Raw genomic sequence first — 24396 nt, forward strand, 5'->3', positions numbered from 1 at the left:
AGGCTCAGGACTTACGGAATTTTGATATCTAGGCTGCCCCGATCGCCTCGCCCGCCGCCGCGCCGCTGGCCCAGGCCCATTGGAAATTATAGCCGCCGAGCCAGCCGGTGACGTCCACCGCCTCGCCGATCGCGTAAAGGCCGGGCACCGCCCTGGCCGCCATCGTCTGCGAAGACAGGCCGGCGGTGGCGATGCCGCCGGCGGTGACCTCGGCCTTGGCGAAGCCCTCGCTGCCATTTGGCACGAACGTCCAGCGGGCGAGGCGCTGCGCGGCGGCGGCCAGCTTGCGGTCCGGAATATTGGCGAGTTCGCCGTCGAGGCCCAGCCGCTCTGTCTCCAGCCGCTCGACCAAGCTGTCGGCGAGGCGCGCGGGCAAGGCTTCGGCGAGCAGCTTCCTCACGGTGACGCGCGGCCGGGCGCGCTTTGCCTCGATCAACCAGTCCGGCGCGCGATCGGGCAGGAAATCGATCGCGACGGTTTCGCCGGGCCGCCAATAGCTCGATATCTGCAGGATCGCGGGGCCGGACAGACCGCGATGCGTGAATAGCGCCGCCTCGCGGAACGCCGCTTTGCCGCATGCCGCCTCGACCGGCGCCGCGACGCCCGACAGCGCGCGGAACAGCACATCCCCGCCGCCCAGCGTCAGCGGGACCAGCGCCGGGCGCGGCTCGACGATCTTCAGGCCGAACTGGCGGGCGAGGTCATAGGCGAAGCCGGTCGCGCCCATTTTGGGGATCGACGGCCCCCCGGTGGCGAGGACGAGCGCGGGGGCGTTGGCCCGGCGCTGGCCGAAGCTGACGCTGAAGCGCCCATCCGCATGATCGACGTCGCGCGGCGCGTTGCCCAAGGCAAGCTCGACATCGCCCTTGGCGCATTCCGCCAGCAGCATGTCGACGATCTGCCCGGCCGAACCGTCGCAAAACAATTGCCCCAGCGTCTTTTCGTGCCAGGCGATGCCGCAGCGATCCACCAGATCGATGAAATCCCGCGCCGTGTAGCGCGCCAGCGCCGACTTGGCGAAATGGCGGTTCGCCGAAAGATAGCGCTCGTGGCTTGTATGGATATTGGTGAAATTACAGCGCCCGCCGCCCGAGATCAGGATCTTCTTGCCGGGCCGGTCGGCATGATCGATCAACAGCACGCGTTTGCCGCGCTGCCCCGCGACGGCGGCGCACATCAGCCCCGCCGCGCCCGCGCCCAGCATGATCGCGTCGTAATGCTCCATGGACCGGCCTCAGCGCTTCTTGGCGATCTTGATCTTGTCCTGCTTGGCCTGCGCCTTGGTCGATTCCTCGCTGCGGGTCAGCGCCTTGGCGATCTGCTTCATTCCCATGCCCTTGGCCGCGAGCCGGTGCAGCGACTGGATCTCGTCGGGCGTCCAGGGCTGTTTGTGGCGTTCGAATTTGTCGCTCATGGCCGGCCCTTTCCCACGCGCGCCGCGGCGAAGCAATCCCGCCTTCGGAACTAGCAGCCGTCTCCGCGCGTACATTCCAGTGAAACGGCGGCGTAACGACCGCCCCCTCCCGACCGATCGACTCCCAAGGGGAAATGCACTGTTCGACGAAATGCTAGGAAGCGGCGATGCGACGCGCGAACCTTATGGGGACTATCACCGCTGGTTCGAATCGGAAGACGCGGACCGACTCCAGCGCAAATCCGAACAGGCCGAGGGCTTTTTTCGCCGCACCGGCATCACCTTCAACGTCTATGGACGCGAGGAAGCCGAGGAACGGCTGATTCCGTTCGATATCATCCCGCGCATTCTTTCGGCCCGCGAATGGCGCAAGCTTTCGCGCGGAATCGAACAGCGTGTGCGCGCACTCAACGCTTTTCTGCACGATATCTACCATCGCCAGGAAATTTTGCGCGCGGGAAAGGTGCCGTGGGAACTCGTGGCCAACAACGAGGCCTATCTGCCCAAGATGATCGGCGTGTCGCCGCCGGGCGATATCTATACGCATATCGTGGGCACCGACATCGTGCGCACCGGCGACGACGAGTTCTTCGTGCTGGAGGACAATGCGCGCACGCCGTCCGGCGTCAGCTACATGCTCGAGAATCGCGAGACCATGCTCCAGATGTTCCCGGAGCTGTTCGCCCAGATACCGGTCCAGCGCGTGTCCGACTATCCCCAATCGCTGCGCCGCTCGCTCGCCGCCTGCGCCCCGCCGCGCTGCGAGGGCAAGCCGACGGTCGCGGTGCTGACGCCTGGCATCCACAACAGCGCCTATTTCGAGCATAGTTTTCTGGCGGACCAGATGGGCGTCGAGCTGGTCGAGGGGCATGACCTTCGGGTCGTCGATGGCAAGATCGCGATGCGCACCACGCGCGGCTATAAGTCGGTCGACGTAATCTATCGCCGGATCGACGACGATTTTATCGATCCGCTCAACTTCAATCCTGTATCGATGCTGGGCGTGCCCGGCATTCTCGACGTCTACCGCTCGGGCGGGATCACCATCGCCAATGCTCCGGGCACCGGCATATCGGACGACAAGGCGATCTACAGCTACATGCCCGATATCGTGCGCTTCTACACGGGCGAGGCGCCGATCCTGAAGAATGTCGAAACCTACCGCTGTTCGGAGCCGGACAGCCTGCAATATGTGCTCGATAACCTAGCCGAGCTGGTGGTGAAAGAGGTTCACGGCTCGGGCGGCTATGGTATGCTCGTCGGACCTGCAGCGAGCAAGCAGGAAGTCGAGGACTTCCGCACCAAGCTGAAAGCGAAACCCGAGGGCTATATCGCACAGCCGACGCTCGCGCTTTCGACCGTGCCGATTTTCGCCGATTCTGGTCTTGCCCCGCGCCATGTCGACCTGCGCCCTTTCGTGCTGGTGTCCCCGGCTGGCATCGACATCACCCCCGGCGGCCTCACCCGCGTGGCGATGACCGAAGGCTCGCTGGTGGTGAACTCCAGCCAAGGCGGCGGCACCAAGGACACCTGGGTGCTGGAGGAATGATTTTGCCCGACAATATTCTTCGTCGCCTCCGCGCAGGCGGGGGCCCACCCCGTCTTTCTTCGATGAGCGACCGTAATTTTGACAGCGGCTTTTCGATGGAGCAGCGCCAACCCGAACTGTCCCGCTTCAACTCACCTCGGGATAGGCTCCCGCCTTCGCGGGAGCGACGGACAGTTCATATAATAACGAAAGGCCATGCCGATGCTCGGTAAGACCGCGGGCGGCCTATACTGGATGTCGCGCTATATGGAGCGCAGCGAGAATCACGCGCGTCTGCTTGAGGCGGGCCTGCGCATCGCGATGACGCGCAGTTCGGCGGCGAGCGACGAATGGGCCTCGGTCCTGACCACCGCCGGAACGCGCGCCGCCTATTCGCAGAAACATGACGAATTCCGCCAGTCGAAAGTGATCGACTGGATGCTGCGCGACCGGGACAATCCCTCCAGCGTGCTCAGCGTCGTCAAGCTGGCGCGCGACAATGCCCGGCTGGTGCGCACCGCGCTGACCCGCGAGGTATGGGAAGCGGTCAACGAATGCTGGATGACGCTGAAGGACGCGCTCGCGCAGCCTGTCGCCGACCGCGATCTGCCCGACATGATCGACCAAATTCGCCGCCAGAGCGCGTTGGTGCGCGGCGCGATGCTCGGTACGCAGCTGCGCAACGACGGGTTCAATTTCGCCCGGCTCGGCACGTTCATCGAGCGGGCCGACAGCACGGCAAGGATCATCGACGTCAAATATTTCGTGCTGCTCCCGTCCTCCATCGGGGTGGGATCGAGCCTTGACAATATTCAGTGGGAAACGATCTTGCGCTCCTGCTCCGCGCACAGCGCCTATCGCTGGGCCGTCGGCAGCGATCCGACCGCCCGCTCGATCGCCGAATTCCTGATCTTCAACCGCCAGCTGCCGCGCAGCCTGTCTTTCTGTTACGATTCCATCATGCGCTGCAGCGATGCCATCGCAAGCTATTATGGCGAGGAAAAGGACAGTTGCGCCCACGCCCGCACGATCGCGTCGAAACTGCAAGACGGCTCGATCCAGGCGGTTTTCGACGAGGGGCTGCACGAATTCCTGAACGGTTTTCTCGATCGGAACGCCGAGGTCGCTGCCGCGATCGAACAAGATTATCGCTTTCTGGATTGACCCTCATGCGCCTCAATATCTACCACCGCACCACTTACAGCTATGACGCACCGGTCCAATATGGGCTGCAGCAAATCCGGTTGACGCCCAAGGCGCGTGCCGGGCAGCGTATCATCGACTGGTCGATCGAGATCGAGGGCGGCGAAAAGGAGCTGACATTCGACGACGAGCACAACAACGCCGTCGATCTCGTCCGCATCGATCCCGGCGCGACGCGCCTCAGCATCATCTGCCGTGGCGAGGTGGAAACGCCGCAGAATGACGGAATTCTCGGCGGCCATGGCGGCTATGCGCCGTTGTGGCTGTTCCGTCGCCAGACCGATCTGACCAGGGTTGGCGATGGCGTGCGCGCTATTCTGGCGGAGGTGCAGGATGATGCGGCGGGCATTGCGCGTCTCCACAAGCTGTCCGCCACGATCCGCGACCGGGTGACTTATGAGACCGGCACCACCGGCGTGGAAACCACCGCCGAGGACGCGATCGCCAGCAAACAGGGCGTTTGCCAGGATCATGCGCATATCTTCCTCGCCGCCGCGCGTGAACTCGGCCATCCCGCGCGCTATGTCTCGGGCTATCTCAAGATCGACGACGTCGTCGATCAGGACGCGACCCATGCATGGGCCGAGGCGTATGTCGACGGGATCGGCTGGATCGGCTTCGACGTTTCCAACGTGATATCCCCGGACGAGCGCTATGTGCGCGTTGCGACGGGGCTGGACTACCGCGGTGCCGCTCCGATATCGGGGATGCGATTCGGCAGCGCGGAGGAAACACTGCACGTCGATCTGCAGGTTCAGGCGCAGGGCCAGCAGCAACACCAAAGTCAGCAGCAGGGCGCCGCTTCGGCCCCAAGCCGGGAATAACCATCTATGACCTATTGCGTGGGCCTCAAACTCGATCGGGGCCTCGTCTTCATGTCGGATACGCGCACCAATGCGGGCGTCGACGATATCTCCACCGTCAAGAAGATGACCTGCTGGGAAGTGCCCGGCGACCGCGTGATCGTGGTGCTGAGCGCGGGCAACCTCGCCACCACGCAAGCCGTGGTCAGCCTGATCGACGAGCGTTCGAAGGCTCCGGCCGATCGCACGCCGACGATCATGGCGGCGCCGTCGATGTTCCAAGTTGCCACGATCATTGGCGACACCCTGCGCGAGGTGATCCGCAAGCAGGTCAAGGAGACCGGCGGCAAGCCCTCCACCTTCAACGGCACGTTGATCGTCGGCGGGCAGGTGGGTGACGGCGATCCGACGCTGTTCTACATCTATCCCGAGGGCAATTTCATCGAGGCGGGACTGGACAATCCCTTCTTTCAGTCTGGCGAAACCAAATATGGCCGCCCGATCCTGGTGCGCGCCTATGATTCGGCCATGAGCTTCGAGCAAGCGGTGAAACTGCTGCTGGTCTCGTTCGATTCGACCATCCGCGCCAACGCCGGAGTCGATCCGCCGATCGATCTGATGGTGGTCGATCCCCAGAGCAAAAGCGTGATGCACCAGAAACGCTTCCAGCCGCACGACCCCTATTTCGCTCAGATTTCGACCGGCTGGGGTGACGCTCTGAAACGGGCCTTCACCTCGCTGCCCGATTTCAGCTTCGGTACCGATGATTGCGAAGCCTGAAGACGCGACGGCGGGGTTTGATCGCGGCTCCGCACCGGCCTATGGGTGCGTCATGACGCAGAAAGAAAGCAAGTGGCCATGACCGAGGTGGAATGGTGGGAGTTCGAAAGCAGCGAAGAGATGGCCGATGCCGTAGCGGGCGATATCGGCTTCATCATCGAAAGCGCACTCGAAGCGCGCGGCCAGGCGCTGGTCGCCTTTCCGGGCGACGCGGCGCTGCAGCCGCTGTTCGACAAGCTGGCGGCGCGCGATCTGCGCTGGAAGAATGTCACGATCGTGCCGACCGATGACCGGCTGGTTCCGGTCGACAATCCGCTGTCGAACATCGCCAATATTGCGAAGACGTTCCTGCCGCTGGGCGCGCGCGTGCTACCGATCACCAGCGATGCGGCGGATTACAAGCTGGCGGGAAGCGCGGCAGACGCGCGGCTGAAGGATCTGCACTGGCCGCCCGATCTGGTGTGGCTGAGCGTGGGCGCCGAGGGCAGCACTGCGGCGATCTATCCCGGTCCGGACATGGACGCGGCGATATCGGGACCGACCGAGCGGCGCGCCGTCGGTCTGCGACCCGATCCGATGCCGGAGGGCGCCGCGGTCGACCGGGTGACGCTGACCGTTCCTGCAATCCGCGAATCGCGCACCGTGCTGTTCACGATCTCGGGCCATGACGAGAAGGATGTGCTCGAGCGCGCGATCGCCGAGGGCGCCTCGTCGTCGGCGCCGGTCGGTCGGTTGTTAGGGGAATTGAAGGTGCCGGTCGATATCTACTGGCTGGAAGACTGAGCGCGGTCGTCAATAAGGCTTTCGGCTGCGCGGGCGACCCATCATGTCCAGTTTTTTCAGGAAATTGGGCCTTTCGTCTTTCGAACCCACCGGTTGGCGCACCTGTTTGGGATCGATCGGCCGGTCGAAGGCGATGCCGAAGCGCCCCTCCGCCTTCCACGCTACTTTACCGGTCACATCGCCCACGTTGCGCAGGTCGATATGCACGATGTCGCCGCGCTCGACCTCGACCGGCGCTTCGGCCATCAGCCCGCCCGACGACAGATTGCGTATGCGTACCGAGGTTTCGTCGCATTTGCCGGGGATACGGATCACCGCCTGCAGAAACAGGCTGTCGCGGTCCTTGTCGCGATGGGGCGCGCCATCGGGTTCGCTGTCAAACGGTGGCAGGAACGGCTTGGTCATGGTCGCGTCGGTCGCCTCGAAACGGTGTTTTCAAGCCGTCGCAATAGGGCAGGGACCTCTGCAAAGCGTTAACGCGGGCGCCGAAATCATGAATTTTCGGCCGGTTTCGCCGCTCAATCGTCGCGCGAAATCTTCTCGCGGCGTTCGTGGCGCTCCTGCGCCTCCACCGTCATCGTGGCGATCGGGCGCGCGCGCAAACGGCCGAGCGAGATCGGATCGCCGGTCACCTCGCAATAGCCATATTCGCCGTCCTTGATGCGCCTGAGCGCGGCGTCGATCTTGCCGATCAGCTTGCGCTGGCGATCGCGCGTGCGCAGCTCGATGCCCCAGTCGGTCTCGCTGGAGGCGCGGTCGTTCTGGTCGGCCTCGCGGATCGGGCCTTCCTGCAGATTGCTCAGCGTACCGCTGGCCTCGCTCAGGATCGCGCGTTTCCACTCCAGCAGCAGATTCTCGAAATAGCCCAGCTGGCGCTCGTTCATGAAGTCGTCGGCATCCGAAGGAACATAGCCGTCGTCATCGTCCGCGACGATCGACGCCCCTGGCATATCTTCGGCGCTGCTCGCGCCGCCCCGATCCAAGGCTTGATCCATACCCACTCTCCAACGCGCGGGTAGCCCCCCGTTCGCCGGGGCGGCGGCCCACCGGTTTGCCATGGGCGCGGCCTATAAACAGCGCCCGGGACGCGTACAAGCATTGAGTCTCCGCGGCCGCGACAGTGGCGATCGACTGATGCCTATCGGCCACTTTCGGGCTCGTCACCCGATCGGCGCTCAATCTTCGCCAGCAAAAGGTGCCAGTTCGGGACAATAAGGCCGCCGCAACGCGATTTGCCCGATTTAGGACGTTTGGGGATGAGGATTCAGGGTTAATCGCGTTGAGCTTAACCGTTTCTTCTGGCTTCCATTGCATATCGAGAGGCGGAAAAGCGCGGACCCACCCGCTCTGACCCTCCGCAAAACGAGAGAGAGAGCTCATGTCGGTACGGATGGCCCTGGCGAAATTATGCGCATGCACCTGCGGCGGCGCGATCATTGGCGGCGGCGCCATGCAGATCACGGACAGTCCCGCGGTGGCGCAGGAACAGGTGGCGAAGGAAAGCTATCCCAGCAAGCTGGTGAAGCGCAGCCGCACGATTTCCAAACATGCCCCCGCGCGGCGCGTCAAGCGCAGTCGCCGGACGACGCGAACGACCACCACCACCTGTGCGGCGACGCCGACGGTGGTCACGGTGGCGTCCGCGGCGCCGCAGTCGCTGGCGCCGGTACCGGTGCCCTATGGCCCCGCTCCGCTGCCGCCGTTTTTCGAAGGCGGCGGCGAGGTGATCGGCGGTTCGGGCGGCGTGCCGGTCGTCGTCGGCGGTTCGGGCGGTTTCGGCGGCGGTTTCGGCGGCGGCGGATTTTTCGGTGGCTTCGGCGGCGGCGGCGGGGGCGGCAGCGTCGTCGTCAGTTCCACCACCTCGGGCGGCACCAATACCAGCTCCTCCAACGGCGGCGTGAATGTGGACGTCAACGTCTCGAACGGCGGCAGCTCGACCTCCTCCTCGACCGGCGGCTTCTCCAGCACCGGCGGGTCGACCTCCACCTCGACGGGGGGGTCCTCGACCTCGACCGGCGGCAGTTCGACCTCGAGCACTTCGGGCGGCGTTTCGACTTCGACCGGCGGCGTGAGCACCTCGACCTCGACGGGGGGTGTGTCCACCTCCACCGGCGGGGTCAGCACCTCGTCGGGCGCGGTCAGCTCCAGCAGCACGACCTCCTCGGGCAATGTGAGCACGTCTTCGGGCAACGTCAGCACCTCGTCCGGCAACGTCAGCACCTCTTCGGGAAATGTCAGCACGTCTTCGGGCAACTTCAGCACGTCGTCCAGCTCGACGTCCTCCTCGTCGAGCTCGTCCAGCTCTTCCAGCAGTTCGTCTTCCAGCAGCTCCTCGTCGAGCGGTGGCAGCTCCGGCGGTTCGACCGGCGGCTCCACCGGCGGCACCGACGTTCCGGCACCGCCGATGGTTCTGCTGTTCGGCGCCGGCGCGGCCGCGCTGTTCGCCCGGCGCAAGCTTGGCAAAGCGAAAAAGGACGGCTTTACCGAAGCGGCCTGATCCGCTTTGCCGGTTACGCAACTAAAGGGCGGTCCCTTGGGGCCGCCCTTTTGCGTTACGCCAAACCCAACTGCTAAAAGCGCCGTCGCTCCCGCGGCGGCGGGGGCCCGTTCCGTTTGTCGCGCGTGGTTGAGGCTGGATTGTTTGGCGCTACTTCGCGCGGTGGAAATCATCCAACACCCGATCCCCGTCTGAAACACGGGATAGGTTCCCGTTTTTCGCGTGGAACGACGGAAAATGCATGCGAAAGCGCTCTCAGCTCGCCTTGATGATCTTTTCGATCTCGTCCAGCGGATGGCCGGTCAACTCCTTGTCGACCTCACCGATCAGGCGCTTCTCCACCTCGACATGATAATGTTTGCGCATTTCGCCGAGCGTTCTGGGCGGCGCGACCACGATCAGCTGCTCGTATTCGTTTTTGAGCGCGCGCGATTTCAGCATGTCCGCCGCGTCGGCCGCGAAGCGATCCTCGGCGAGCTGGTGAAAATCGGTTTCCTCATAGGCGCTGCGCGCGCTGCCCGAACTGGCCTGTACCCGTCCACGGCGGTTGGCGGTGAGCTCGCGGTCCGGCGGATTGTCCTCCTTGCGCTTCCCCTCCACTTCCAGATTGGGATATTCGGCATCGCCCTCGTTGCGCAGCCACAGCAGTTTTTCGCCGTCGCAGACGATCACGGCGGCATCATGGGGTATGTTCATGGTTTCATTCTCCTTCTGTCCACCAACGGTCGGCTATAGGCCCGGTTGCAAAGGTCGCGATGCGAAGCGTCTTACCGCAAAACCAAGCTTATCGTCATTGCGAGGGCGATTATGTACTTTGCAAACCCTGTCGGATGGAAATTCAGAAACGGCATAGCTCCGCCTTTCTTTGTCCGTCATGCGATCCCGCCCGAGACCCCGGCTTTCGCTGGGGTGACGAAAAAAGGAAACGGGTTTGCAGGGTACATAATCGCCATGACGAAAGGATAACTGACATCACCGGCCGCCGCTTCGGCCTTTCCTACACCGCTCTGTTCGTGTTATGTTCTCCGCCCGCCGATGATGGAGACCGCTGATGGATTCGCCCGCCTTTCGCCTTCCTGCCGCCCCGCCCCGCCGTTCCCGGAATCAGGCGCGCAAGCTCGGATTGGTTCGTCCGGGGAGACAGAAAGGGGGGGACGTATCGCGCCCTTTGCGACCTTCCGCTCGCAACGAGGCGCTTTCAGTTCGCAACGAACCTCGTGCGCGACCCCTCGGCCGGCCTCGCGCTCGGCGAATTCGAACCGACCCGCTACCGAATATCCGCAAACGCGTCCGCGAGCCGGCTCAGCGACGCATCATGCGTCAGATCGAGTTGCAGCGGCGTGACCGACACGAACCCGTCGCCGATCGCCTCGAGGTCGGTTTCATGACCCGGCGTGTGCTCGACGCCCTGCAGCCCGAACCAGTAATAGTCGTAACCGCGCGGATCGGTGCCCTTGACGATGCTGGAGCGGCGATAATCGTGGAAACCCTGGCGCACGACGCGAATGCCCTGAACCGCGTCGGCGGCGCAGGCGGGGAAGTTCACGTTCACCAGCGTGCGGCGGGCGAAGTCCATCGCGAGCAGGGGCCGGATGACCTTGGCGCCCCAGGCGGACGCGGCGGCGAACGGCACGTCGTCGCCCATGCCTTCCTTCGCGTAGACCTGGCTCAGCGCGATCGAGCGCACGCCCGCCAGCGCGCCCTCGACGGCGGCGGACACGGTGCCCGAATAGGTCACGTCGTCGCCCAGATTGGCACCGCGGTTGACGCCGGACAGGATCAGATCGGGCCCGCGCTCCTTTCCGAGCACCTGACTCAGCGCCATCATCACCGAATCGGTGGGCGTGCCGCTGACCGAAAAGCGCCGCTCGTCATGCCGGCGCAGCCGCACGGGGCGCGTCAGCGTGAGCGAATGGCCCGCGCCCGATTGCTCCTCGGACGGCGCGACGATCCATATGTCGTCGGACAGCTCGGCGGCGATGCCTTCGAGGATCTTGAGGCCGGGAGCATGGATGCCGTCATCGTTTGTCAGGAGAATACGCATGGGCTGCGCTATGGCGGGGCGGAGGGGCGCGTGCAAGGAGCGCGGCGTTCGGTCGCCGACCGCTATTCGTCATTGCCGCGGCCTGCGGCTCGCAATGACGGAGATTGGGAATGAAGAAACAAGGCTTATTCAAACCGACCCGCACCGGATAGTTAGATTGCTGGCCAATCGCGCGCGACCGGATTAGAAGCCGCGTCGATGCGGGGTGCGATGGCAAACAGGGGGTTCGGCTTGGCGGTCGCGATGGCCGCGACGCTCGCTGCCTGCATTCCACAGGGGCGGACGCCCGCGCCGCGCACCGCCGCGCCGAGCGGCCCCACGAAGCTCGGCCCTCTGCTCGAAACCAGCGACGGCGCGCTCGTCGCCCCGCCGCGCCCGACCTGGGACGGCGGCCGGATCGTCAGGCGCACGCGCGACGTGGCGGGCACCGATTATGTCGTGCGATCGGGCGATACGCTGCGCGGCATCGGCAACCGCAGCGGGGCGGGATCGGAAGCGATCGCGGCGGCGAACAATCTGCCGCCGCCCTATACCATCCATCCCGGCCAGCGGCTCGTCATCCCCGGCGGGCACTATCACAGCGTCGCGGCGGGCGAGACCGGCATCGCCATCGCCCGCGCCTATGGCGTCGGCTGGGCCGACATGGTCGCGCTGAACGGTCTGCAGGAGCCCTATATTCTGCGCATCGGCCAGAAGCTGCGCCTGCCGGGCGGCGCGGCAGTGCAGACCGCAGCCGCCGGAACTTATGCAGGGTCTGCCGCCGTGCCCGCAGTGAGCGGCGAGCGCGCCGACATGGAGCGCCGCGCCGCCGCCTTCTCGCTCGGCATCGACGATATCGTGACCGGCAGCCAGCCCGCGCTAGCCGAGGGCCGCCGCGCCGCGCCCGCCGTCGCCAAGCCGCCGGCCGCAGTGCAGACTGCCATCGCCCAGCCCGGCGCGTTCGACGGCCATTTCCTCTGGCCCGTGCGCGGGCGGCTGCTGTCCAGCTTCGGATCGAACCGCGACGGGCGCGTCAACGACGGCATCAACATCGCCGCCAAGTCCGGCACCCCGGTGCTCGCGGCCGGCAGCGGCGTGGTCGCCTATTCGGGCGACGAGATCGGCGTGTTCGGCGGGCTGGTGCTGATCGATCATGGCGGCGGCTGGATCACCGCCTACGGGCATCTCGGGCGGCTCGACGTCGTGCGCGGCGAAAAGGTGGCGGCGGGCCAGCCGATCGGCACGGTGGGGCAGACCGGCTATGTCCGCGAGCCGCAGCTGCATTTCGAGATCCGCCAGAAACGCGTGCCGATCGATCCCGCCAAGAAGCTGCCGAGCGCCTGATGGCCGGCGCCAAGGAAAGCACGGTGCGTTCGCGCCAGCGCAGCCGCACCGCGACGCTGCATCGCAAAAGCTCGCTGCCGGTGTGGGCGGACGCGATCCTGCGGGTGATGTTCGTGCTCTCGCTGATCGGCCTCGCCGTCGCGGTCCACTGGTTCGACCGGACCGGGCTGCAGGACAATTACGACGGCGACGTCAGCTTTCTCGACGTCATCTATTTCACGATGATCTCGATCACCACCACCGGCTACGGCGATATCGCCCCGGTCACCGAGCGCGCGCGGATGTTCGACGCGCTGATCGTGACGCCGATCCGCATCTTCGTCGTGCTCATCTTCGTCGGCACGGCCTATAATTTCGTGCTCAAGCGAACCTGGGACAAATGGCGCATGAAAATTCTCCAGAGCAATCTCGAAAACCATATCATCGTCGCCGGCTTCGGCGTCAGCGGGCAGGAGGCGACCAAGGAACTGCTCGAACGCGGGCAGGACCCCAAGTCGATCGTGGTGGTCGACAAGAACGCGGATGCGATCGCGGCCGCCGAATCGATGGGCTGCACCGTGATCGCCGCCGACGCCACGCGCGACGAGACGCTGACCGACGTGCGCATCCAGACCGCGTCCTCGGTGATCGTTTCGGCGGGATCGGACGACACCTCGATCCTGATCGTGCTGACCGTGCGCCACCTCGCGCCGACCGTGCCGATCAGCGTGGTGGTGCGCGCGTCCGACAACGAGCTGCTGGCACGGCAGGCAGGGGCGAGCAACGTCATCAACCCGGTGAACTTCGCCGGCCTGCTGCTGGCGGGCAGCTGCCATGGCGAACATATCGCCGACTATATCTCGGACCTCGCCTCGGTCACCGGCCGCGTGGCGCTGGCCGAACGCGCCGTCACGCCGGAGGAATATGGCACGCCCATGACCGGCCTCACCACCGGCGTGGGCGTGCGCCTGTACCGTAATGGCCAGCCCTTCGGTTTCTGGCAGGCCGAGGCGCAGGCGATGCAGGCGGGCGACCTGGTGGTCGAGATCGTGCCGGGCAACGATACCTCGGCGGTGAAATAGGGCTCAGCCCAATAGCGCGAACACCAGTCCCATCGCGGCGTAGAAGGCGAACCAGTAGCCCGCGTCGATGAAGAACAGCTTTCCCGGCTCGCGACGGAACAGATAATTGGTGCCGATCGCGGGGATGACGAAGCCGAGCGCGATGCCGGTCGAGATCATCATCACGATATGGAACGGCGGCGCGCCGATCCGCGCGAACAGATGCGCCAGCATCGTCGCCTGCAGCAGCGCGAACAGAAAGGCGATGCCGTAGAGCTTGACCATGTTCGCCTGGCCCAGCTCCTCGGGCGTCTTGCCGATCAGCCGCATCCACGCGGTTCCGAACAGCGGCCCGTACCACAGCCCGCCGACGAGAAACGCGGCGAGCGCGGCGAGCAGGATGGTGAGGATGTTCATGTGCTGCCTCTTTCGATTATCGTCATTCCGGACTTGATCCGGAATCCAGGGTCCACCCGAAGTGCCGTCTCGCCCTGGATTCCGGCTTTCGCCGGAACGACGCTGTTCTTGTCTAGAGCATGGCCCGCGCGGCCCCGCGTGACAATCCCATCCGCCACGCCTATCTGCACGCCATCATGGCAACGAAAATCGAAACGGCGCCCAGGGTCGGCATGGTCTCGCTGGGCTGCCCCAAAGCGCTGGTCGACAGCGAGCGCATCCTGACGCGCCTGCGCGCCGACGGCTACGACATGGCGCCCGATTATGCGGGCGCGGACGTGGTGCTCGTCAACACCTGCGGTTTTCTGGACTCCGCCAAGGAGGAGAGCCTGGAGGCGATCGGCGAGGCGATGGCGGCGAACGGGCGTGTGATCGTCACGGGCTGCATGGGCAATGAGGCGGACGCCATCCGCGCGCGCTTTCCGGACGTGCTGGCGGTCACCGGCGCGCATCAGTACGAAGACGTGGTCGGCGCGGTGCACGCGGCGGCGCCCCCGGCGCGCGGGGCCTATGTCGATCTGATCCCCAATCTGGACGCGATCGGGGGCCTCAAGCTCACCCCGCGCCATTACAGCTACTTGAAGATTTCCGAGGGCTGCAATCATCGCTGCAGCTTCTGCATCATCCCGTCCTTGCGCGGCGATCTGGCCAGCCGCCGGATCGACGCGGTGCTGCGCGAGGCCGAGAAGCTGGTCGCGGCGGGCACCAAGGAACTGCTGGTGATCAGCCAGGACACGTCCGCCTATGGGGTGGACATCCGCCACCAGCCGCGCGTCTGGAAGGGCCGCGAGGTGAGGGCGCACATGACCGATCTCGCGCGCGAACTGGGTGGCCTGCGCACCGTCGAGGGCCGCGCGCCCTGGGTGCGGCTGCATTACGTCTACCCTTATCCGCATGTGGACCAAGTCATCCCGCTGATGGCCGAGGGGCTGCTGACGCCCTATCTCGACATCCCGTTCCAGCATGCCGCACCGTCGGTGCTGAAGCGCATGAAGCGTCCGGCGAACGAGGCCAAGGTGCTGGGGCGCCTGAAAGCGTGGCGCGACATCTGCCCGGACATCGCGGTGCGCTCCAGCTTTGTCGTCGGCTTCCCCGGCGAGACCGAGGCGGATTTCGACTATTTGCTCGACTGGCTGGACGAGGCGCAGCTCGACCGGGTCGGTGCGTTCCGGTTCGAGCCGGTCGAGGGCGCCGCGGCCAATGCGCTGCCGGACCCAGTGCCCGAGGCGGTGAAGGAAGAGCGCTACGCCCGCATCATGGAAAAAACGGCGGCGATCAGCGCGGCCAAGCTGAAGGCGAAAATCGGCCGCACGCTCCCGGTGATCGTCGACGAGGTCGGCGAGGCGGACGAGGACGGCGATATCGGCGCCACCGCCCGCAGCCAGGCCGACGCGCCGGAGATCGACGGCCATGTGTTCTTGCGCAACGTAGCGGCGACGTTGAAGCAGGGAGATATCATCGATGTGAAGGTCGAGGACGCCGACGAGCACGATCTATTCGGCGTGCCCGTCTAACCCTATACCGTCATTCCGGACTTGATCCGGAATCCAGGGCGAGATGGCACTTCGGCTGGGCCCTGGATCCCGGATCAAGTCCGGGATGACGTAGTTGGGGAGGAAAGTGCAGCACTCCCTCGCCGGCGATCACCCATTCCTGTCCCGCATCGCTTGCAATGCTGCCGCGCCCGATTAATCTGGCGCGGGGAGGCCAGCACACATGCCTGACGACACTACCACGCTTCCAACCGGCTATGCGCTATCCGCGATCGATCCGGTCTACCGCGAGACGCCGTGGGTGACGCTCGATCGCCTGCGCGCGGCCGAGCCGGTGCATCACGACCGGCAGCTCGGCCGCTATTTCGTGACCGGCGGGCCGGAGGTCGAGCGGCTGGTCAAGGACCGCGATCTGGTGGTCGATCCGGCCAAGGCGAATGAGGGCACCTTCACCAAGACGCTGTACGGAGCGAACAGCAGGGAATTGTCGCTGCTGATGCTCGACGATCCCGATCATGCGCGCCAGCGCCGGCTGGTGCTCAAGGCGTTCAACAAGCGCTCGGTCGATGCGCTGACCCCGCGGATCGAGTCGATCGCCAGCGACTTGGCCGATGATATCGCCGCCGAGGACGGCGCGTTCGATTTCGTCGCCGTCTTCGGATCGCCGCTGCCGACCACGGTGATGGCCGAACTGCTCGGCATCGACGCGGCCGACCGCAAGGATTTCCGCCGCTGGTCCTTGGGCGCCATGCAGGCGCTCAACCCGTTCCGGACGCGCGAACAGACCGACCTGTACGAGCAGGGCACCACGCAACTGGCCGACTATCTGGCGTGCGAGGTCGAACAGCGGCGCGGCGGCGACGGCGACGATCTGATCTCCGGCCTCGCCCGCGCCGAGGAGGAGGGCGACACGCTCACCACCCGCGACATCGTGCTGCTGATCCGCCTGCTGCTGATCGCGGGCAACAGCACCACCACCGACATGATCGGCAGCGGCGTGGTCAAGTTGCTGCAAAATCCCGAGCAGCTGGCAAAGCTGAAGGCCGATCCATCGCTGACCGACAATGCGCTGCACGAAGTGCTCCGCGTCGAGCCACCGGTCGCGCAATGCCTGCGCACCGCGCCGGAAGATATGGAGCTGAACGGCGAAACTATCGCCAAGGGCGAGACGATCCACCTCTCGCTGTTCGGCGCGCATTACGATCCCGCGCTCAACGCCGATCCGCAGCGGTTCGACATCGGCCGCGACAACATCCGACATTTCGCGTTCGGGGGCGGCGCGCATTATTGCCTGGGCGCGCAGCTCGGCCTGGCGCAGGGGCGGATCGCGCTGCCGCTGCTGTTCGAGCGATTCCCGCGCCTCGCCTTTTCGCCGGACCATACGCTGGCCCACAAGATCGCCCCGGCCTTCAACGGCTATGGCGAGATCTGGCTGGTCAAATAGCGATAGTCACCAACCGATTGCATTTCGCAACCCGCGGCCTAAGCTTCCGGCCATGGAGAATAGTGGACCGGTACGGCATGTCGACGTCCTGATCGTCGGTGCGGGGATATCGGGGATCGGCATGGCGGTGCATTTGCAGCGCGATTGTCCGGGCAATAGCTACGCCATTCTCGAACGGCGCGCGGACCTTGGCGGGACGTGGGATCTGTTCCAATATCCCGGCATCCGCTCGGACAGCGACATGCACACGCTGGGCTTCGATTTCGAGCCGTGGACCGAGCAAAAGGCGATCGCCGACGGTCCGTCGATCCGGAGCTATCTCCACCGCATCGCCGACGAGCGCGGCATCAAGCGGCACATTCGCTTCGGGCAAAAGGTGATGACGGCGCAGTGGTCGAGCGAGACCGCGCGCTGGACGCTGGAGGCGGCGGGCGAGGACGGCGCGCACACCTACCACAGCGCGCGCTATCTCTACCTCGCCTCGGGCTATTATGATTATGACGAGGGCCATGAGCCGGAATTCCCCGGGCGGACAAGCTTTGGCGGGCAGATCGTCCATCCGCAATTCTGGCCCGACGATCTGGATTATGCGGGCAAAAGGGTGGTGGTGATCGGATCGGGCGCGACGGCGGTGACGTTGGTTCCCGCCATCGCGAAACAGGCGGCGCAGGTCACCATGCTCCAGCGCACGCCGACCTGGTACGCGATCCGCCCGTCGGAGGATGCCCTCGCCAACGGCTTGCGCAGGATTCTGCCGGACACATGGGCCTACAAGCTCGTCCGAGCGCGCAACGTTCTGCTGCAGCGCTTCTTCTTCAACCGCGCGCGCGCCAAGCCCGACAAGGTCGGCGAATTCCTGCACGGCAAAATCCGCGAGGCGCTGGGCGGAGAAATGGACGAGAAGACGTTCACGCCGCCCTATAATCCGTGGGAGCAACGGCTGTGCCTGGTGCCCGACGCGGACCTGTTCGAGGCGCTGAAGAAAGGCGACGCGCAGATCGTGACCGATCATATCGATCGGTTCGACGCGGACGGCATTCGGCTGAAATCGGGCGAGCATCTCGCGGCGGACATCGTCGTCACCGCCACCGGGCTGAAGCTCGCGGTGGCCGGCAAGATCGCCTTTGCGATCGACGGCAAGCCGGTCGATTGGAGCCAGCATGTCTATTACAAGGGCGCGATGTTCTCGAACATTCCGAACCTCGCCGCGGTGTTCGGCTACGTCAACGCCAGCTGGACGCTGAAGGCGGATATCGTCGCGCGCTACGTCTGCCGCCTGATCGCCGCGGTGGAGGCCGAGGGCGCCGATTATGCGATCCCCCATCTCGCGCCGGAGGACGAGGGCGAGCCCGAGGCGGCGTTCGATTTCTCCTCGGGCTATTTCCAGCGCGCGATGGACATCCTGCCCAGGAACGGGGCCGCGCAGCCGTGGAAGCTCAACCAGGATTATCTGCTGGACCGCAAGATCCTGCTCAAGGACCCGGTCGACGACGGCGTGCTCGTGTTTCGTAGAGCGGGGGAATCGAATGCGCGTGCGACCGCGCCGGCAATGGAGGCGGCGGAATGAGGCGCGGACTGGGCGGGACGATCGGCTTCCGTCTAAACCGCCGCTGCGACGAAAAATGCTTTCCTACAGGACCGATTAGTGATAACCATATGGGTTATGGAGAGCCGCATGTTTCAACCGGGATCGAATTTTACGCGCCGCTTAAGCTTACAGCCAGTTGCAAAAGCTTTTTTCTAAACCGGGGTTCCCGGTAAACTTTGACAATTTAAGCTGCCCCGGTCGCGCGCTTAGCGCTTCACGCTGAACGCCTCCCGATAAGACTGTTTTACCGTCTTCATAACGGCCCCCGTCACCGGCAAGGTTACGTCGTAACTGCCTTCGGCATAAGGGCCGGCGGCATAAGGGCCGATGAGGATGCCCAGCCGGTCGAACGTTTTGCCGTTGGACGAACCGAGGATCAGCGTCTGCTCGAGCGGGTCGATGCATTCGCTGAAAGGATCGTCCGGGCCGCCGCCAAGCTGCCCGTCGCGCTTCTTGCGCCGTTCGGCATCGAGCGCCTTACAGAAAGGCTGGCGAATGACGGCTCCCAATGCGGCGGGAGAGGAGAAGAAGTCGATCGGCTTCAATTCCTTGCCCGCCTGCTTGTCCCACACCAGCGCGTCGTAACCGGTATTGCCGTGCGCGCCGCCGCTAAAGGCATAGATTTGCGCCGACAGGCTCTGGAATCGCGTGATATTCGCCACCTGCTGCCACTGATGCTGGATCTCATAGGCATGATAGGGGAAACCTTGCGCCTCGCTATCCTGGCGGGCCTGGCTGGCATCCGCCTTCAGCCGCGTCTCCGTGCTTTCGGCTTCGCGCTTCAGGATCGAAGCCAACTCGGGCGCGACCGCGGGAAAGCTGTACTTGAACTTGTAAAGATCGTTGTCCTGATCATAATCATAGGCGTTGGCCCGATCCGGCGTCGATGCCCCGGAGCCGGTCGAGGTTTCGGCGCTGGCGCCGGCACCGTTCGAGGAAGCATGGGCCGAAGCGCTGGTGGCCGCGTCATCCGCTGGAGCGGGGGCATCGCCGGACGAGCAGGCAGCCAGCAAGAAAACGCTGGCCAAAGCGTAACGATAGGCGTGCATCGACATTCTCCGTTCGTCGGGGCTGGGCAGGGCGGTCCGCTACGGTCTATGGACCCGGCATGACCGATTACAGCAAGCTTCTCCGCCCGGACAACGGCCAGACCGCCCACGCGATCCATCTCGTCGGCACCGACGGCTTCGAGGCCTGGGCCAAGACCCGCAGCGCCGCCGAACGCGCGGCTATGGCAGCGAACAAGTTCAAGGGCGAGGGCTATAGCTACGCCATCCTGCCCGGCGAGGGCGACACTTGGGCGGTGGTGGCCGGGGTGGCGAACCCGGACGATCTGTCGAGCTGGTGCCTCGCCAAGCTCGCCGAATGCCTGCCCGCGGGCACCTATCGTCTCGTGGAAGCCAGCCCCGGCCCCGCGATCTTCGGCTGGATGATGGGGCAGTACAAATTCGATCGCTATCTCGACAAGGAGCCGGAGGGGCCGCGCGTGCTACTGACCGATCAGCCGGTCAAGATCGACGAGGCGGTGATGCTGGCCGAGGCGACGGCGCTGGTGCGCACCCTCGTGAACACGCCGCCGGTCGATTGCGGCCCGCCCGCGCTCGAAGCCGAGGCCGAACGGATCGCCAAGGACCATGGGGGAACGGTAGAGGTGACGCGCGGCGACGCGTTGAAGACCGGCTACCCGCTGATCCACGCCGTCGGCCAGGCGGCGATGCGCGACCATGCCCCACGCCTGATCGAGCTGCGTTGGGGGCGCGAGGATCATCCCCGGCTGGCGATCGTCGGCAAGGGCGTGGTGTTCGATTCGGGCGGGCTCGACGTCAAATCGTCGACCGGCATGCGGCTGATGAAGAAGGATATGGGCGGATCGGCGCACGCGCTCACGCTCGCCGAGCTGGTGATGAAGGCGCGGCTGCCGGTGCGGTTGCACATGCTGGTGCCCGCGGTCGAGAACGCGATCTCCGGCAATGCGCTTCGCCCCGGCGACATCATCACCGCGCGCAGCGGACTCACCGTCGAGATCGACAATACCGACGCGGAAGGACGGCTGATCCTGGCCGACGCGCTGACCAAGGCGGGCGAGGACGATCCCGAACTGGTGATCGATTTCGCCACGCTCACCGGCGCGGCGCGCGTGGCGCTCGGTCCCGATCTGCCGGCGCTGTTTGCGACGCACGACGCGCTGGCCGATGGGCTGATCGCGGGCGGCAAGGCCGAGGACGATCCGGTCTGGCGCCTGCCCTTGTGGGATGGTTACACCGAGATGCTGTCGAGCGACATCGCCGATTGCGTCAACAGCGCGAGCGGCGGGTTCGCCGGTTCGATCACCGCGGCGCTGTTCCTGAAGAAATTCGCGCCGGCGAACGCCGAATGGGCGCATTTCGACACCTTTGCCTGGCGTCCCGCGCCGAAGCCCGGCAGGCCCAAGGGCGGCGAGGCTTTGGGTCTTCGCGCGAGTTTCAGCTATTTGAAATTACGCTACGAATCGAAAAAATGATGCAGCGGCCGGGAATGTAACGTTAAGGAAACCATTTCGCGTCGAGACCGTTTCTCTCGACATGCCGATGGATCACGATCCCCTTTCCACCACCGACTCTATGCTGGACTGGATGGAGACGCTTATCGCTTATGTGCGTTCGGGCGATCCCGATCTCACCAACCGACAGATGGCGATCATCTTCACCGTCTATACGCGTCACGGCCCACACACGGTGCGCGGTCTCGCCGAACGCCTGCGCGTGTCGAAACCCGTCATTACCCGCGCGCTCAACAAGCTCGGCCAGCTCGGCTATCTGCGACGGCAGCGCGACGAGGCGGATGGCCGCAACGTCTTCGTGGTCGGCACCGACAAGGGCGTGGGCTTTCTCGACCGGTTCGAGCGGTTCATCCGATTGGACAGGGACAAGCGCGAGGGCGGCTTCCCCGCGCGCCTCGAAACGCCCAGCCTCGTCAATCACTGATCCTCGCCTGGGCTTGCGATTGGCGAGGGCTTGATTTGTAGGGTTGATAAGTCTTAGCCGATGCGATCGCTCATGTCGCCGTCACGGACACGCACCATGCCCAGAATTTTCATCGACGGCGCCGCCGGCACGACCGGCCTCGAAATCCGTGAGCGGTTGGCGGAGCGCGCGGCCTACGAACCGATCACGCTCGGCGAAGCGGATCGCAAGGACATCCGCAAACGGCGCGAGGCGATCGACGCGGCCGATATCGTGATCCTCTGCCTGCCCGATGAAGCCGCCCGCGAGGCGGTGGCATGGGGGGGCGAGAAAACGCGCTTCATCGATGCCTCCAGCGCGCACCGCATCGATCCTGACTGGAGCTATGGTTTCGCCGAACTGGCGCCGGGGCGGCGTGAAGCGATCGCCGGTGCCCGGCTGGTCTCCAATCCCGGCTGTTATCCAACGGGATTTCTCGCGCTCGTCGCGCCTTTGGTCGCGCGCAGACTGCTCTTGGCGGACTGGCCATATAGCATCCACGCCATGTCGGGCTATTCGGGCGGCGGCAAGGCGCTGATCGAACGTTTCGGGCAGGCCGATGCGCCCGCGTTTCGCAGCTATGGTCTGTCGCTCGATCATAAGCATCTGCCTGAAATGCGCGTCCATGCCGGGCTGAAAGAGACGCCGATCTTCGCGCCGGCGGTGGTTCCGGGGTTTCGCGGGATGCAGGTGGAGGTGCCGGTTCCGCTTGCGGCGATGCCGGCAGCGGCCGGCGCCGATGCGCTCGTCGATGCCCTGGCGGAGCATTATGACGGCGAGGCGCTGGTTACCGTGCATCGCGGCGAAACGCCGGACGAACTGCTGATCGCGCGCGATGCGCCGCGGTCGGATCGGCTCGATCTCCACGTCTTCGCCAGCGCCGATGGCCGCCGGGTACGGTTGATCGCCACGCTCGACAATCTCGGCAAGGGCGCGAGCGGGGCGGCGGTGCAGAATCTCAATCTGATGGCGGGAGAGCCGGAAACCGAAGGGCTATGGCTTTAGCAGGTCAGGCCAGCGGCATTAGTGGACCGTGCCTTGGACTCGCGCCGCCGACAGCAGCACGATGAGCCGTTCGATCTGACGCCAGCGGCAGAATTGCAGGGCATTTCCGATGGTACGGCTGCTTTCGGCGCGCTCGGCGGCCTCCAGGCCGGCTTCGGGCCCGAAGCTGCGGATCAACATCTCGGCCTCGGTCACATCGTCGCGCTTCAGGAAAATCGGTGCCTGCATATAAGCTCCCTGGGGCAAAGGTCGAGGCCCGCGGCCCGGTGCGAAGCTTCTATATTCGACCGGTGGACGAAGCGTGGAACACCATGGTTGACGACCAGTTGACGCTTCTCCTTGCCCGCGCGGAGCTCCCATGCGAAGCGATCCAGCATGGCATCGCCTCCCACCAAAAACCCCGTTGCCGGTGGTTTCTTCATCGCCGCGGGCATGCTCGGCGGCGCGGTTCTGGGAACATTTCGGGGGCAGCCGTCGCTTTACATGGTGATCGGACTAGGAATCGGATGCGCGATCGCGCTTGCAATCTGGCTGATCGACCGCGCGCGGGGTTGAGCCTTTGCATACCAAATCGAATTGCTGGGCGGCGACTTGCCACGCCGGGCCGTGCGGATTACCTCTGAACCATGCTCAAACATATTCGCAACCTCGCCATTATCGCCGTCGTTCTCGCGATTGGGGTTGCGTTCTGGATTACCCGGCCCGACGAGGCGCAGGTCCCGATGGACGAGATGGTCGGGGTCGATCCCGTGCTCGGCGATCCGCGGCCGCAGATGGTGCCCACCGTCGATATCGCCGAAGTCGCGCGGTGGAGCGAGGATCAGAAGCCGGCCGCCGCCGCGGGGTTGACCGTTGCGCGCTTCGCCGACGGTCTCGATCATCCGCGCAATCTCTACACCATGCCGAACGGCGATATCCTGGTGGCCGAAACGAACAGTCCGCCGCGCGAGAATGGCGGGATTCAAGGCTGGGTGATGAAGCATCTGCTCGGCCGCGCCGGTGCCGACACGCCATCGGCCAACCGCATCACCTTGCTGCGCGACAGCGATGGCGACGGCGAGGTGGATTTGCGCTCGACTTTTCTCAAGGGGTTGAACTCGCCCTTCGGGATGGCCGTGATCGGTGACAAATTCTACGTCGCCGATACCGATGCGCTGCTGGTCTTTCCCTATCGGCCCGATGCGACCGAGATTAGCGCGAAAGGGCGCAAGCTTTATGGGCTGAACGCGATGGCGCCGAACACCCACTGGACGCGCAATCTGGCGGTGAGCCCGGACCAGAAGAAGCTTTACATCGCGGTCGGATCGAACAGCAATATCGGCGACAACGGGCTCGACAGCGAACGGGGCCGGGCGATGGTGATCGAATATGATCTCACCACCGGCAAGGCGATCCCCCTCGCCACCGGCATGCGCAACCCGGTGGGTCTCGCTTTCTATCCTGGCAGCGATATTTTATGGGCGGTCGTGAACGAGCGCGACATGCTCGGATCGGATCTGGTCCCCGATTATCTGGCGGAAGTCGAATTCGGCGCGGATTACGGATGGCCGTGGCATTATTGGGGCGGATATACCGATCCCCGCGTAAAGCCAGCACGGCCCGAAAAGCGTCAGTATGAGCGGCGCCCGGACTATTCGCTCGGCCCCCATGTCGCGGCGCTTGGGCTGGTCTTTGCCGATAGGACGAGACTGGGCGGAAGCTTTGCCAATGGCGCCTTTGTCGCGCGGCACGGCAGCTGGAACCGCGAGCCGCCATCGGGTTACGATGTGATCTTCGTGCCGTTCCGCAATGCCAGGCCGGTCGGCAAGCAGATCGAGATACTCTCCGGCTTTCTCGACCAGAACGGCGATGCGCACGGCCGCCCGACCATGCTTGCCGCCGACAAGACCGGTGCGCTGCTGGTCAGCGACGATGTCGGCAATGTGATATGGCGCGTTACGCCGGACGCTTCCGCACCGGCAGCCAGCGGCAGCGTGCGCTGAGCGCGACCCCGCTTGACTTTGACGAGGCCGAT

At 64.9% G+C, this 24396-nt stretch carries 26 protein-coding genes; 15 read left to right on the plus strand and 11 right to left on the minus strand.

Features of this window, described 5'->3' with window-relative positions:
• Window positions 1–28: 28 nt before the first annotated feature.
• Both ACOQPC_RS03160 and ACOQPC_RS03165 read right to left on the minus strand, forming a co-directional pair.
• Entirely contained in the window at window positions 29–1225 is a 1197-nt protein-coding gene (locus ACOQPC_RS03160) for an NAD(P)/FAD-dependent oxidoreductase (protein ID WP_420607217.1), read from the minus strand.
• Window positions 1226–1234: 9 nt separating this feature from the next.
• Window positions 1235–1414, minus strand: a complete 180-nt coding sequence (locus ACOQPC_RS03165; RefSeq protein ID WP_420607218.1) for a hypothetical protein — start codon at window positions 1412–1414, stop codon at window positions 1235–1237.
• 151 nt (window positions 1415–1565) lie between these two features.
• Here ACOQPC_RS03165 and ACOQPC_RS03170 point away from each other — a divergent pair, with 151 nt between their 5' ends.
• From ACOQPC_RS03170 to ACOQPC_RS03190, 5 genes are all read left to right on the plus strand, one after another.
• On the plus strand, window positions 1566–2963 hold the full coding sequence (locus ACOQPC_RS03170; RefSeq protein WP_420607219.1) for a circularly permuted type 2 ATP-grasp protein: 1398 nt from the start codon (window positions 1566–1568) through the stop codon (window positions 2961–2963).
• Between the two features lie 195 nt (window positions 2964–3158).
• The gene (locus ACOQPC_RS03175; RefSeq protein WP_420607220.1) at window positions 3159–4106 is read left to right on the plus strand and encodes an alpha-E domain-containing protein; all 948 of its coding nucleotides are present in this window, start codon (window positions 3159–3161) and stop codon (window positions 4104–4106) included.
• A gap of 5 nt (window positions 4107–4111) precedes the next feature.
• The gene (locus ACOQPC_RS03180) at window positions 4112–4969 is read left to right on the plus strand and encodes a transglutaminase family protein (RefSeq protein ID WP_420607221.1); all 858 of its coding nucleotides are present in this window, start codon (window positions 4112–4114) and stop codon (window positions 4967–4969) included.
• Between the two features lie 6 nt (window positions 4970–4975).
• On the plus strand, window positions 4976–5728 hold the full coding sequence (locus tag ACOQPC_RS03185) for a peptidase (protein WP_420607222.1): 753 nt from the start codon (window positions 4976–4978) through the stop codon (window positions 5726–5728).
• A gap of 78 nt (window positions 5729–5806) precedes the next feature.
• Entirely contained in the window at window positions 5807–6511 is a 705-nt protein-coding gene (locus tag ACOQPC_RS03190; protein WP_420607223.1) for a 6-phosphogluconolactonase, read from the plus strand.
• A gap of 9 nt (window positions 6512–6520) precedes the next feature.
• Here the strand turns inward: ACOQPC_RS03190 and ACOQPC_RS03195 are convergent, their stop codons facing one another.
• From ACOQPC_RS03195 to surE, 6 genes are all read right to left on the minus strand, one after another.
• The gene (locus tag ACOQPC_RS03195; RefSeq protein WP_420607224.1) at window positions 6521–6916 is read right to left on the minus strand and encodes a PilZ domain-containing protein; all 396 of its coding nucleotides are present in this window, start codon (window positions 6914–6916) and stop codon (window positions 6521–6523) included.
• 113 nt (window positions 6917–7029) lie between these two features.
• Window positions 7030–7461 (minus strand): RNA polymerase-binding protein DksA, encoded by a 432-nt coding sequence (gene dksA, locus ACOQPC_RS03200; RefSeq protein WP_420608054.1) that lies wholly within the window; start codon window positions 7459–7461, stop codon window positions 7030–7032.
• 553 nt (window positions 7462–8014) lie between these two features.
• Entirely contained in the window at window positions 8015–8143 is a 129-nt protein-coding gene (locus ACOQPC_RS03205; RefSeq protein WP_420607225.1) for a hypothetical protein, read from the minus strand.
• 45 nt (window positions 8144–8188) lie between these two features.
• On the minus strand, window positions 8189–8896 hold the full coding sequence (locus ACOQPC_RS03210; protein WP_420607226.1) for a hypothetical protein: 708 nt from the start codon (window positions 8894–8896) through the stop codon (window positions 8189–8191).
• Between the two features lie 367 nt (window positions 8897–9263).
• Window positions 9264–9704 carry a host attachment family protein gene (locus tag ACOQPC_RS03215; protein WP_420607227.1) on the minus strand — a complete coding sequence of 147 codons (441 nt, stop codon included), beginning with the start codon at window positions 9702–9704 and terminating at the stop codon, window positions 9264–9266.
• Between the two features lie 571 nt (window positions 9705–10275).
• Window positions 10276–11052, minus strand: a complete 777-nt coding sequence (gene surE / locus ACOQPC_RS03220; RefSeq protein ID WP_420607228.1) for a 5'/3'-nucleotidase SurE — start codon at window positions 11050–11052, stop codon at window positions 10276–10278.
• Window positions 11053–11283: 231 nt separating this feature from the next.
• Here surE and ACOQPC_RS03225 point away from each other — a divergent pair, with 231 nt between their 5' ends.
• Window positions 11284–12375 carry a peptidoglycan DD-metalloendopeptidase family protein gene (locus ACOQPC_RS03225; protein ID WP_420607229.1) on the plus strand — a complete coding sequence of 364 codons (1092 nt, stop codon included), beginning with the start codon at window positions 11284–11286 and terminating at the stop codon, window positions 12373–12375.
• Window positions 12375–13436 (plus strand): potassium channel family protein, encoded by a 1062-nt coding sequence (locus ACOQPC_RS03230; protein ID WP_420607230.1) that lies wholly within the window; start codon window positions 12375–12377, stop codon window positions 13434–13436. The genes ACOQPC_RS03225 and ACOQPC_RS03230 overlap by 1 nt, the downstream gene beginning before the upstream one ends.
• A 3-nt stretch (window positions 13437–13439) precedes the next feature.
• Here ACOQPC_RS03230 and ACOQPC_RS03235 read toward each other — a convergent pair whose 3' ends face one another.
• The gene (locus tag ACOQPC_RS03235) at window positions 13440–13832 is read right to left on the minus strand and encodes a DUF1761 domain-containing protein (RefSeq protein WP_420607231.1); all 393 of its coding nucleotides are present in this window, start codon (window positions 13830–13832) and stop codon (window positions 13440–13442) included.
• A 176-nt stretch (window positions 13833–14008) separates the two neighbouring features.
• Here ACOQPC_RS03235 and rimO point away from each other — a divergent pair, with 176 nt between their 5' ends.
• The 3 genes from rimO to ACOQPC_RS03250 all read left to right on the plus strand — a co-directional run bounded on the left by rimO (window position 14009) and on the right by ACOQPC_RS03250 (window position 18375).
• Entirely contained in the window at window positions 14009–15385 is a 1377-nt protein-coding gene (gene rimO, locus ACOQPC_RS03240; protein WP_420608055.1) for a 30S ribosomal protein S12 methylthiotransferase RimO, read from the plus strand.
• A gap of 202 nt (window positions 15386–15587) precedes the next feature.
• A complete protein-coding gene (locus ACOQPC_RS03245; protein WP_420607232.1) occupies window positions 15588–16808 on the plus strand; it encodes a cytochrome P450 in 1221 nt (406 codons plus the stop codon).
• 52 nt (window positions 16809–16860) lie between these two features.
• A complete protein-coding gene (locus tag ACOQPC_RS03250) occupies window positions 16861–18375 on the plus strand; it encodes a flavin-containing monooxygenase (protein ID WP_420607233.1) in 1515 nt (504 codons plus the stop codon).
• 227 nt (window positions 18376–18602) lie between these two features.
• Here ACOQPC_RS03250 and ACOQPC_RS03255 read toward each other — a convergent pair whose 3' ends face one another.
• Entirely contained in the window at window positions 18603–19451 is an 849-nt protein-coding gene (locus ACOQPC_RS03255) for a DUF4163 domain-containing protein (protein ID WP_420607234.1), read from the minus strand.
• A gap of 53 nt (window positions 19452–19504) precedes the next feature.
• Here ACOQPC_RS03255 and ACOQPC_RS03260 point away from each other — a divergent pair, with 53 nt between their 5' ends.
• The 3 genes from ACOQPC_RS03260 to argC all read left to right on the plus strand — a co-directional run bounded on the left by ACOQPC_RS03260 (window position 19505) and on the right by argC (window position 22382).
• On the plus strand, window positions 19505–20896 hold the full coding sequence (locus tag ACOQPC_RS03260; RefSeq protein ID WP_420607235.1) for a leucyl aminopeptidase family protein: 1392 nt from the start codon (window positions 19505–19507) through the stop codon (window positions 20894–20896).
• A 67-nt stretch (window positions 20897–20963) separates the two neighbouring features.
• Window positions 20964–21359: a MarR family transcriptional regulator gene (locus ACOQPC_RS03265; protein WP_420607236.1), complete on the plus strand. Its 396-nt coding sequence runs from the start codon at window positions 20964–20966 to the stop codon at window positions 21357–21359.
• Window positions 21360–21455: 96 nt separating this feature from the next.
• A complete protein-coding gene (argC, locus tag ACOQPC_RS03270; protein WP_420607237.1) occupies window positions 21456–22382 on the plus strand; it encodes an N-acetyl-gamma-glutamyl-phosphate reductase in 927 nt (308 codons plus the stop codon).
• 18 nt (window positions 22383–22400) lie between these two features.
• On the opposite strand, the gene ACOQPC_RS03275 is transcribed toward argC, so the two are convergent.
• Window positions 22401–22610 carry a hypothetical protein gene (locus ACOQPC_RS03275; RefSeq protein WP_420607238.1) on the minus strand — a complete coding sequence of 70 codons (210 nt, stop codon included), beginning with the start codon at window positions 22608–22610 and terminating at the stop codon, window positions 22401–22403.
• 147 nt (window positions 22611–22757) lie between these two features.
• Here ACOQPC_RS03275 and ACOQPC_RS03280 point away from each other — a divergent pair, with 147 nt between their 5' ends.
• Entirely contained in the window at window positions 22758–22937 is a 180-nt protein-coding gene (locus tag ACOQPC_RS03280; RefSeq protein ID WP_420607239.1) for a hypothetical protein, read from the plus strand.
• 71 nt (window positions 22938–23008) lie between these two features.
• Window positions 23009–24364 carry a PQQ-dependent sugar dehydrogenase gene (locus tag ACOQPC_RS03285; RefSeq protein WP_420607240.1) on the plus strand — a complete coding sequence of 452 codons (1356 nt, stop codon included), beginning with the start codon at window positions 23009–23011 and terminating at the stop codon, window positions 24362–24364.
• Window positions 24365–24396 lie beyond the last annotated feature (32 nt).

Source organism: Novosphingopyxis sp. (assembly GCF_965218915.1).
Classification (GTDB): domain Bacteria; phylum Pseudomonadota; class Alphaproteobacteria; order Sphingomonadales; family Sphingomonadaceae; genus Novosphingopyxis.

Bases quoted from the DNA above. Each gene is read 5' to 3' on its own strand.
- ACOQPC_RS03160 (WP_420607217.1), bottom strand. From the start codon at position 1,225: ATGGAGCATTACGACGCGATCATGCTGGGCGCGGGCGCGGCGGGGCTG.
- ACOQPC_RS03165 (WP_420607218.1), bottom strand. From the start codon at position 1,414: ATGAGCGACAAATTCGAACGCCACAAACAGCCCTGGACGCCCGACGAG.
- ACOQPC_RS03170 (WP_420607219.1), top strand. From the start codon at position 1,566: ATGCTAGGAAGCGGCGATGCGACGCGCGAACCTTATGGGGACTATCAC.
- ACOQPC_RS03175 (WP_420607220.1), top strand. From the start codon at position 3,159: ATGCCGATGCTCGGTAAGACCGCGGGCGGCCTATACTGGATGTCGCGC.
- ACOQPC_RS03180 (WP_420607221.1), top strand. From the start codon at position 4,112: ATGCGCCTCAATATCTACCACCGCACCACTTACAGCTATGACGCACCG.
- ACOQPC_RS03185 (WP_420607222.1), top strand. From the start codon at position 4,976: ATGACCTATTGCGTGGGCCTCAAACTCGATCGGGGCCTCGTCTTCATG.
- ACOQPC_RS03190 (WP_420607223.1), top strand. From the start codon at position 5,807: ATGACCGAGGTGGAATGGTGGGAGTTCGAAAGCAGCGAAGAGATGGCC.
- ACOQPC_RS03195 (WP_420607224.1), bottom strand. From the start codon at position 6,916: ATGACCAAGCCGTTCCTGCCACCGTTTGACAGCGAACCCGATGGCGCG.
- dksA (WP_420608054.1), bottom strand. From the start codon at position 7,461: ATGCCAGGGGCGTCGATCGTCGCGGACGATGACGACGGCTATGTTCCT.
- ACOQPC_RS03215 (WP_420607227.1), bottom strand. From the start codon at position 9,704: ATGAACATACCCCATGATGCCGCCGTGATCGTCTGCGACGGCGAAAAA.
- surE (WP_420607228.1), bottom strand. From the start codon at position 11,052: ATGCGTATTCTCCTGACAAACGATGACGGCATCCATGCTCCCGGCCTC.
- ACOQPC_RS03230 (WP_420607230.1), top strand. From the start codon at position 12,375: ATGGCCGGCGCCAAGGAAAGCACGGTGCGTTCGCGCCAGCGCAGCCGC.
- ACOQPC_RS03235 (WP_420607231.1), bottom strand. From the start codon at position 13,832: ATGAACATCCTCACCATCCTGCTCGCCGCGCTCGCCGCGTTTCTCGTC.
- rimO (WP_420608055.1), top strand. From the start codon at position 14,009: ATGGCAACGAAAATCGAAACGGCGCCCAGGGTCGGCATGGTCTCGCTG.
- ACOQPC_RS03245 (WP_420607232.1), top strand. From the start codon at position 15,588: ATGCCTGACGACACTACCACGCTTCCAACCGGCTATGCGCTATCCGCG.
- ACOQPC_RS03250 (WP_420607233.1), top strand. From the start codon at position 16,861: ATGGAGAATAGTGGACCGGTACGGCATGTCGACGTCCTGATCGTCGGT.
- ACOQPC_RS03255 (WP_420607234.1), bottom strand. From the start codon at position 19,451: ATGTCGATGCACGCCTATCGTTACGCTTTGGCCAGCGTTTTCTTGCTG.
- ACOQPC_RS03260 (WP_420607235.1), top strand. From the start codon at position 19,505: ATGACCGATTACAGCAAGCTTCTCCGCCCGGACAACGGCCAGACCGCC.
- ACOQPC_RS03265 (WP_420607236.1), top strand. From the start codon at position 20,964: ATGGATCACGATCCCCTTTCCACCACCGACTCTATGCTGGACTGGATG.
- argC (WP_420607237.1), top strand. From the start codon at position 21,456: ATGCCCAGAATTTTCATCGACGGCGCCGCCGGCACGACCGGCCTCGAA.
- ACOQPC_RS03275 (WP_420607238.1), bottom strand. From the start codon at position 22,610: ATGCAGGCACCGATTTTCCTGAAGCGCGACGATGTGACCGAGGCCGAG.
- ACOQPC_RS03280 (WP_420607239.1), top strand. From the start codon at position 22,758: ATGGCATCGCCTCCCACCAAAAACCCCGTTGCCGGTGGTTTCTTCATC.
- ACOQPC_RS03285 (WP_420607240.1), top strand. From the start codon at position 23,009: ATGCTCAAACATATTCGCAACCTCGCCATTATCGCCGTCGTTCTCGCG.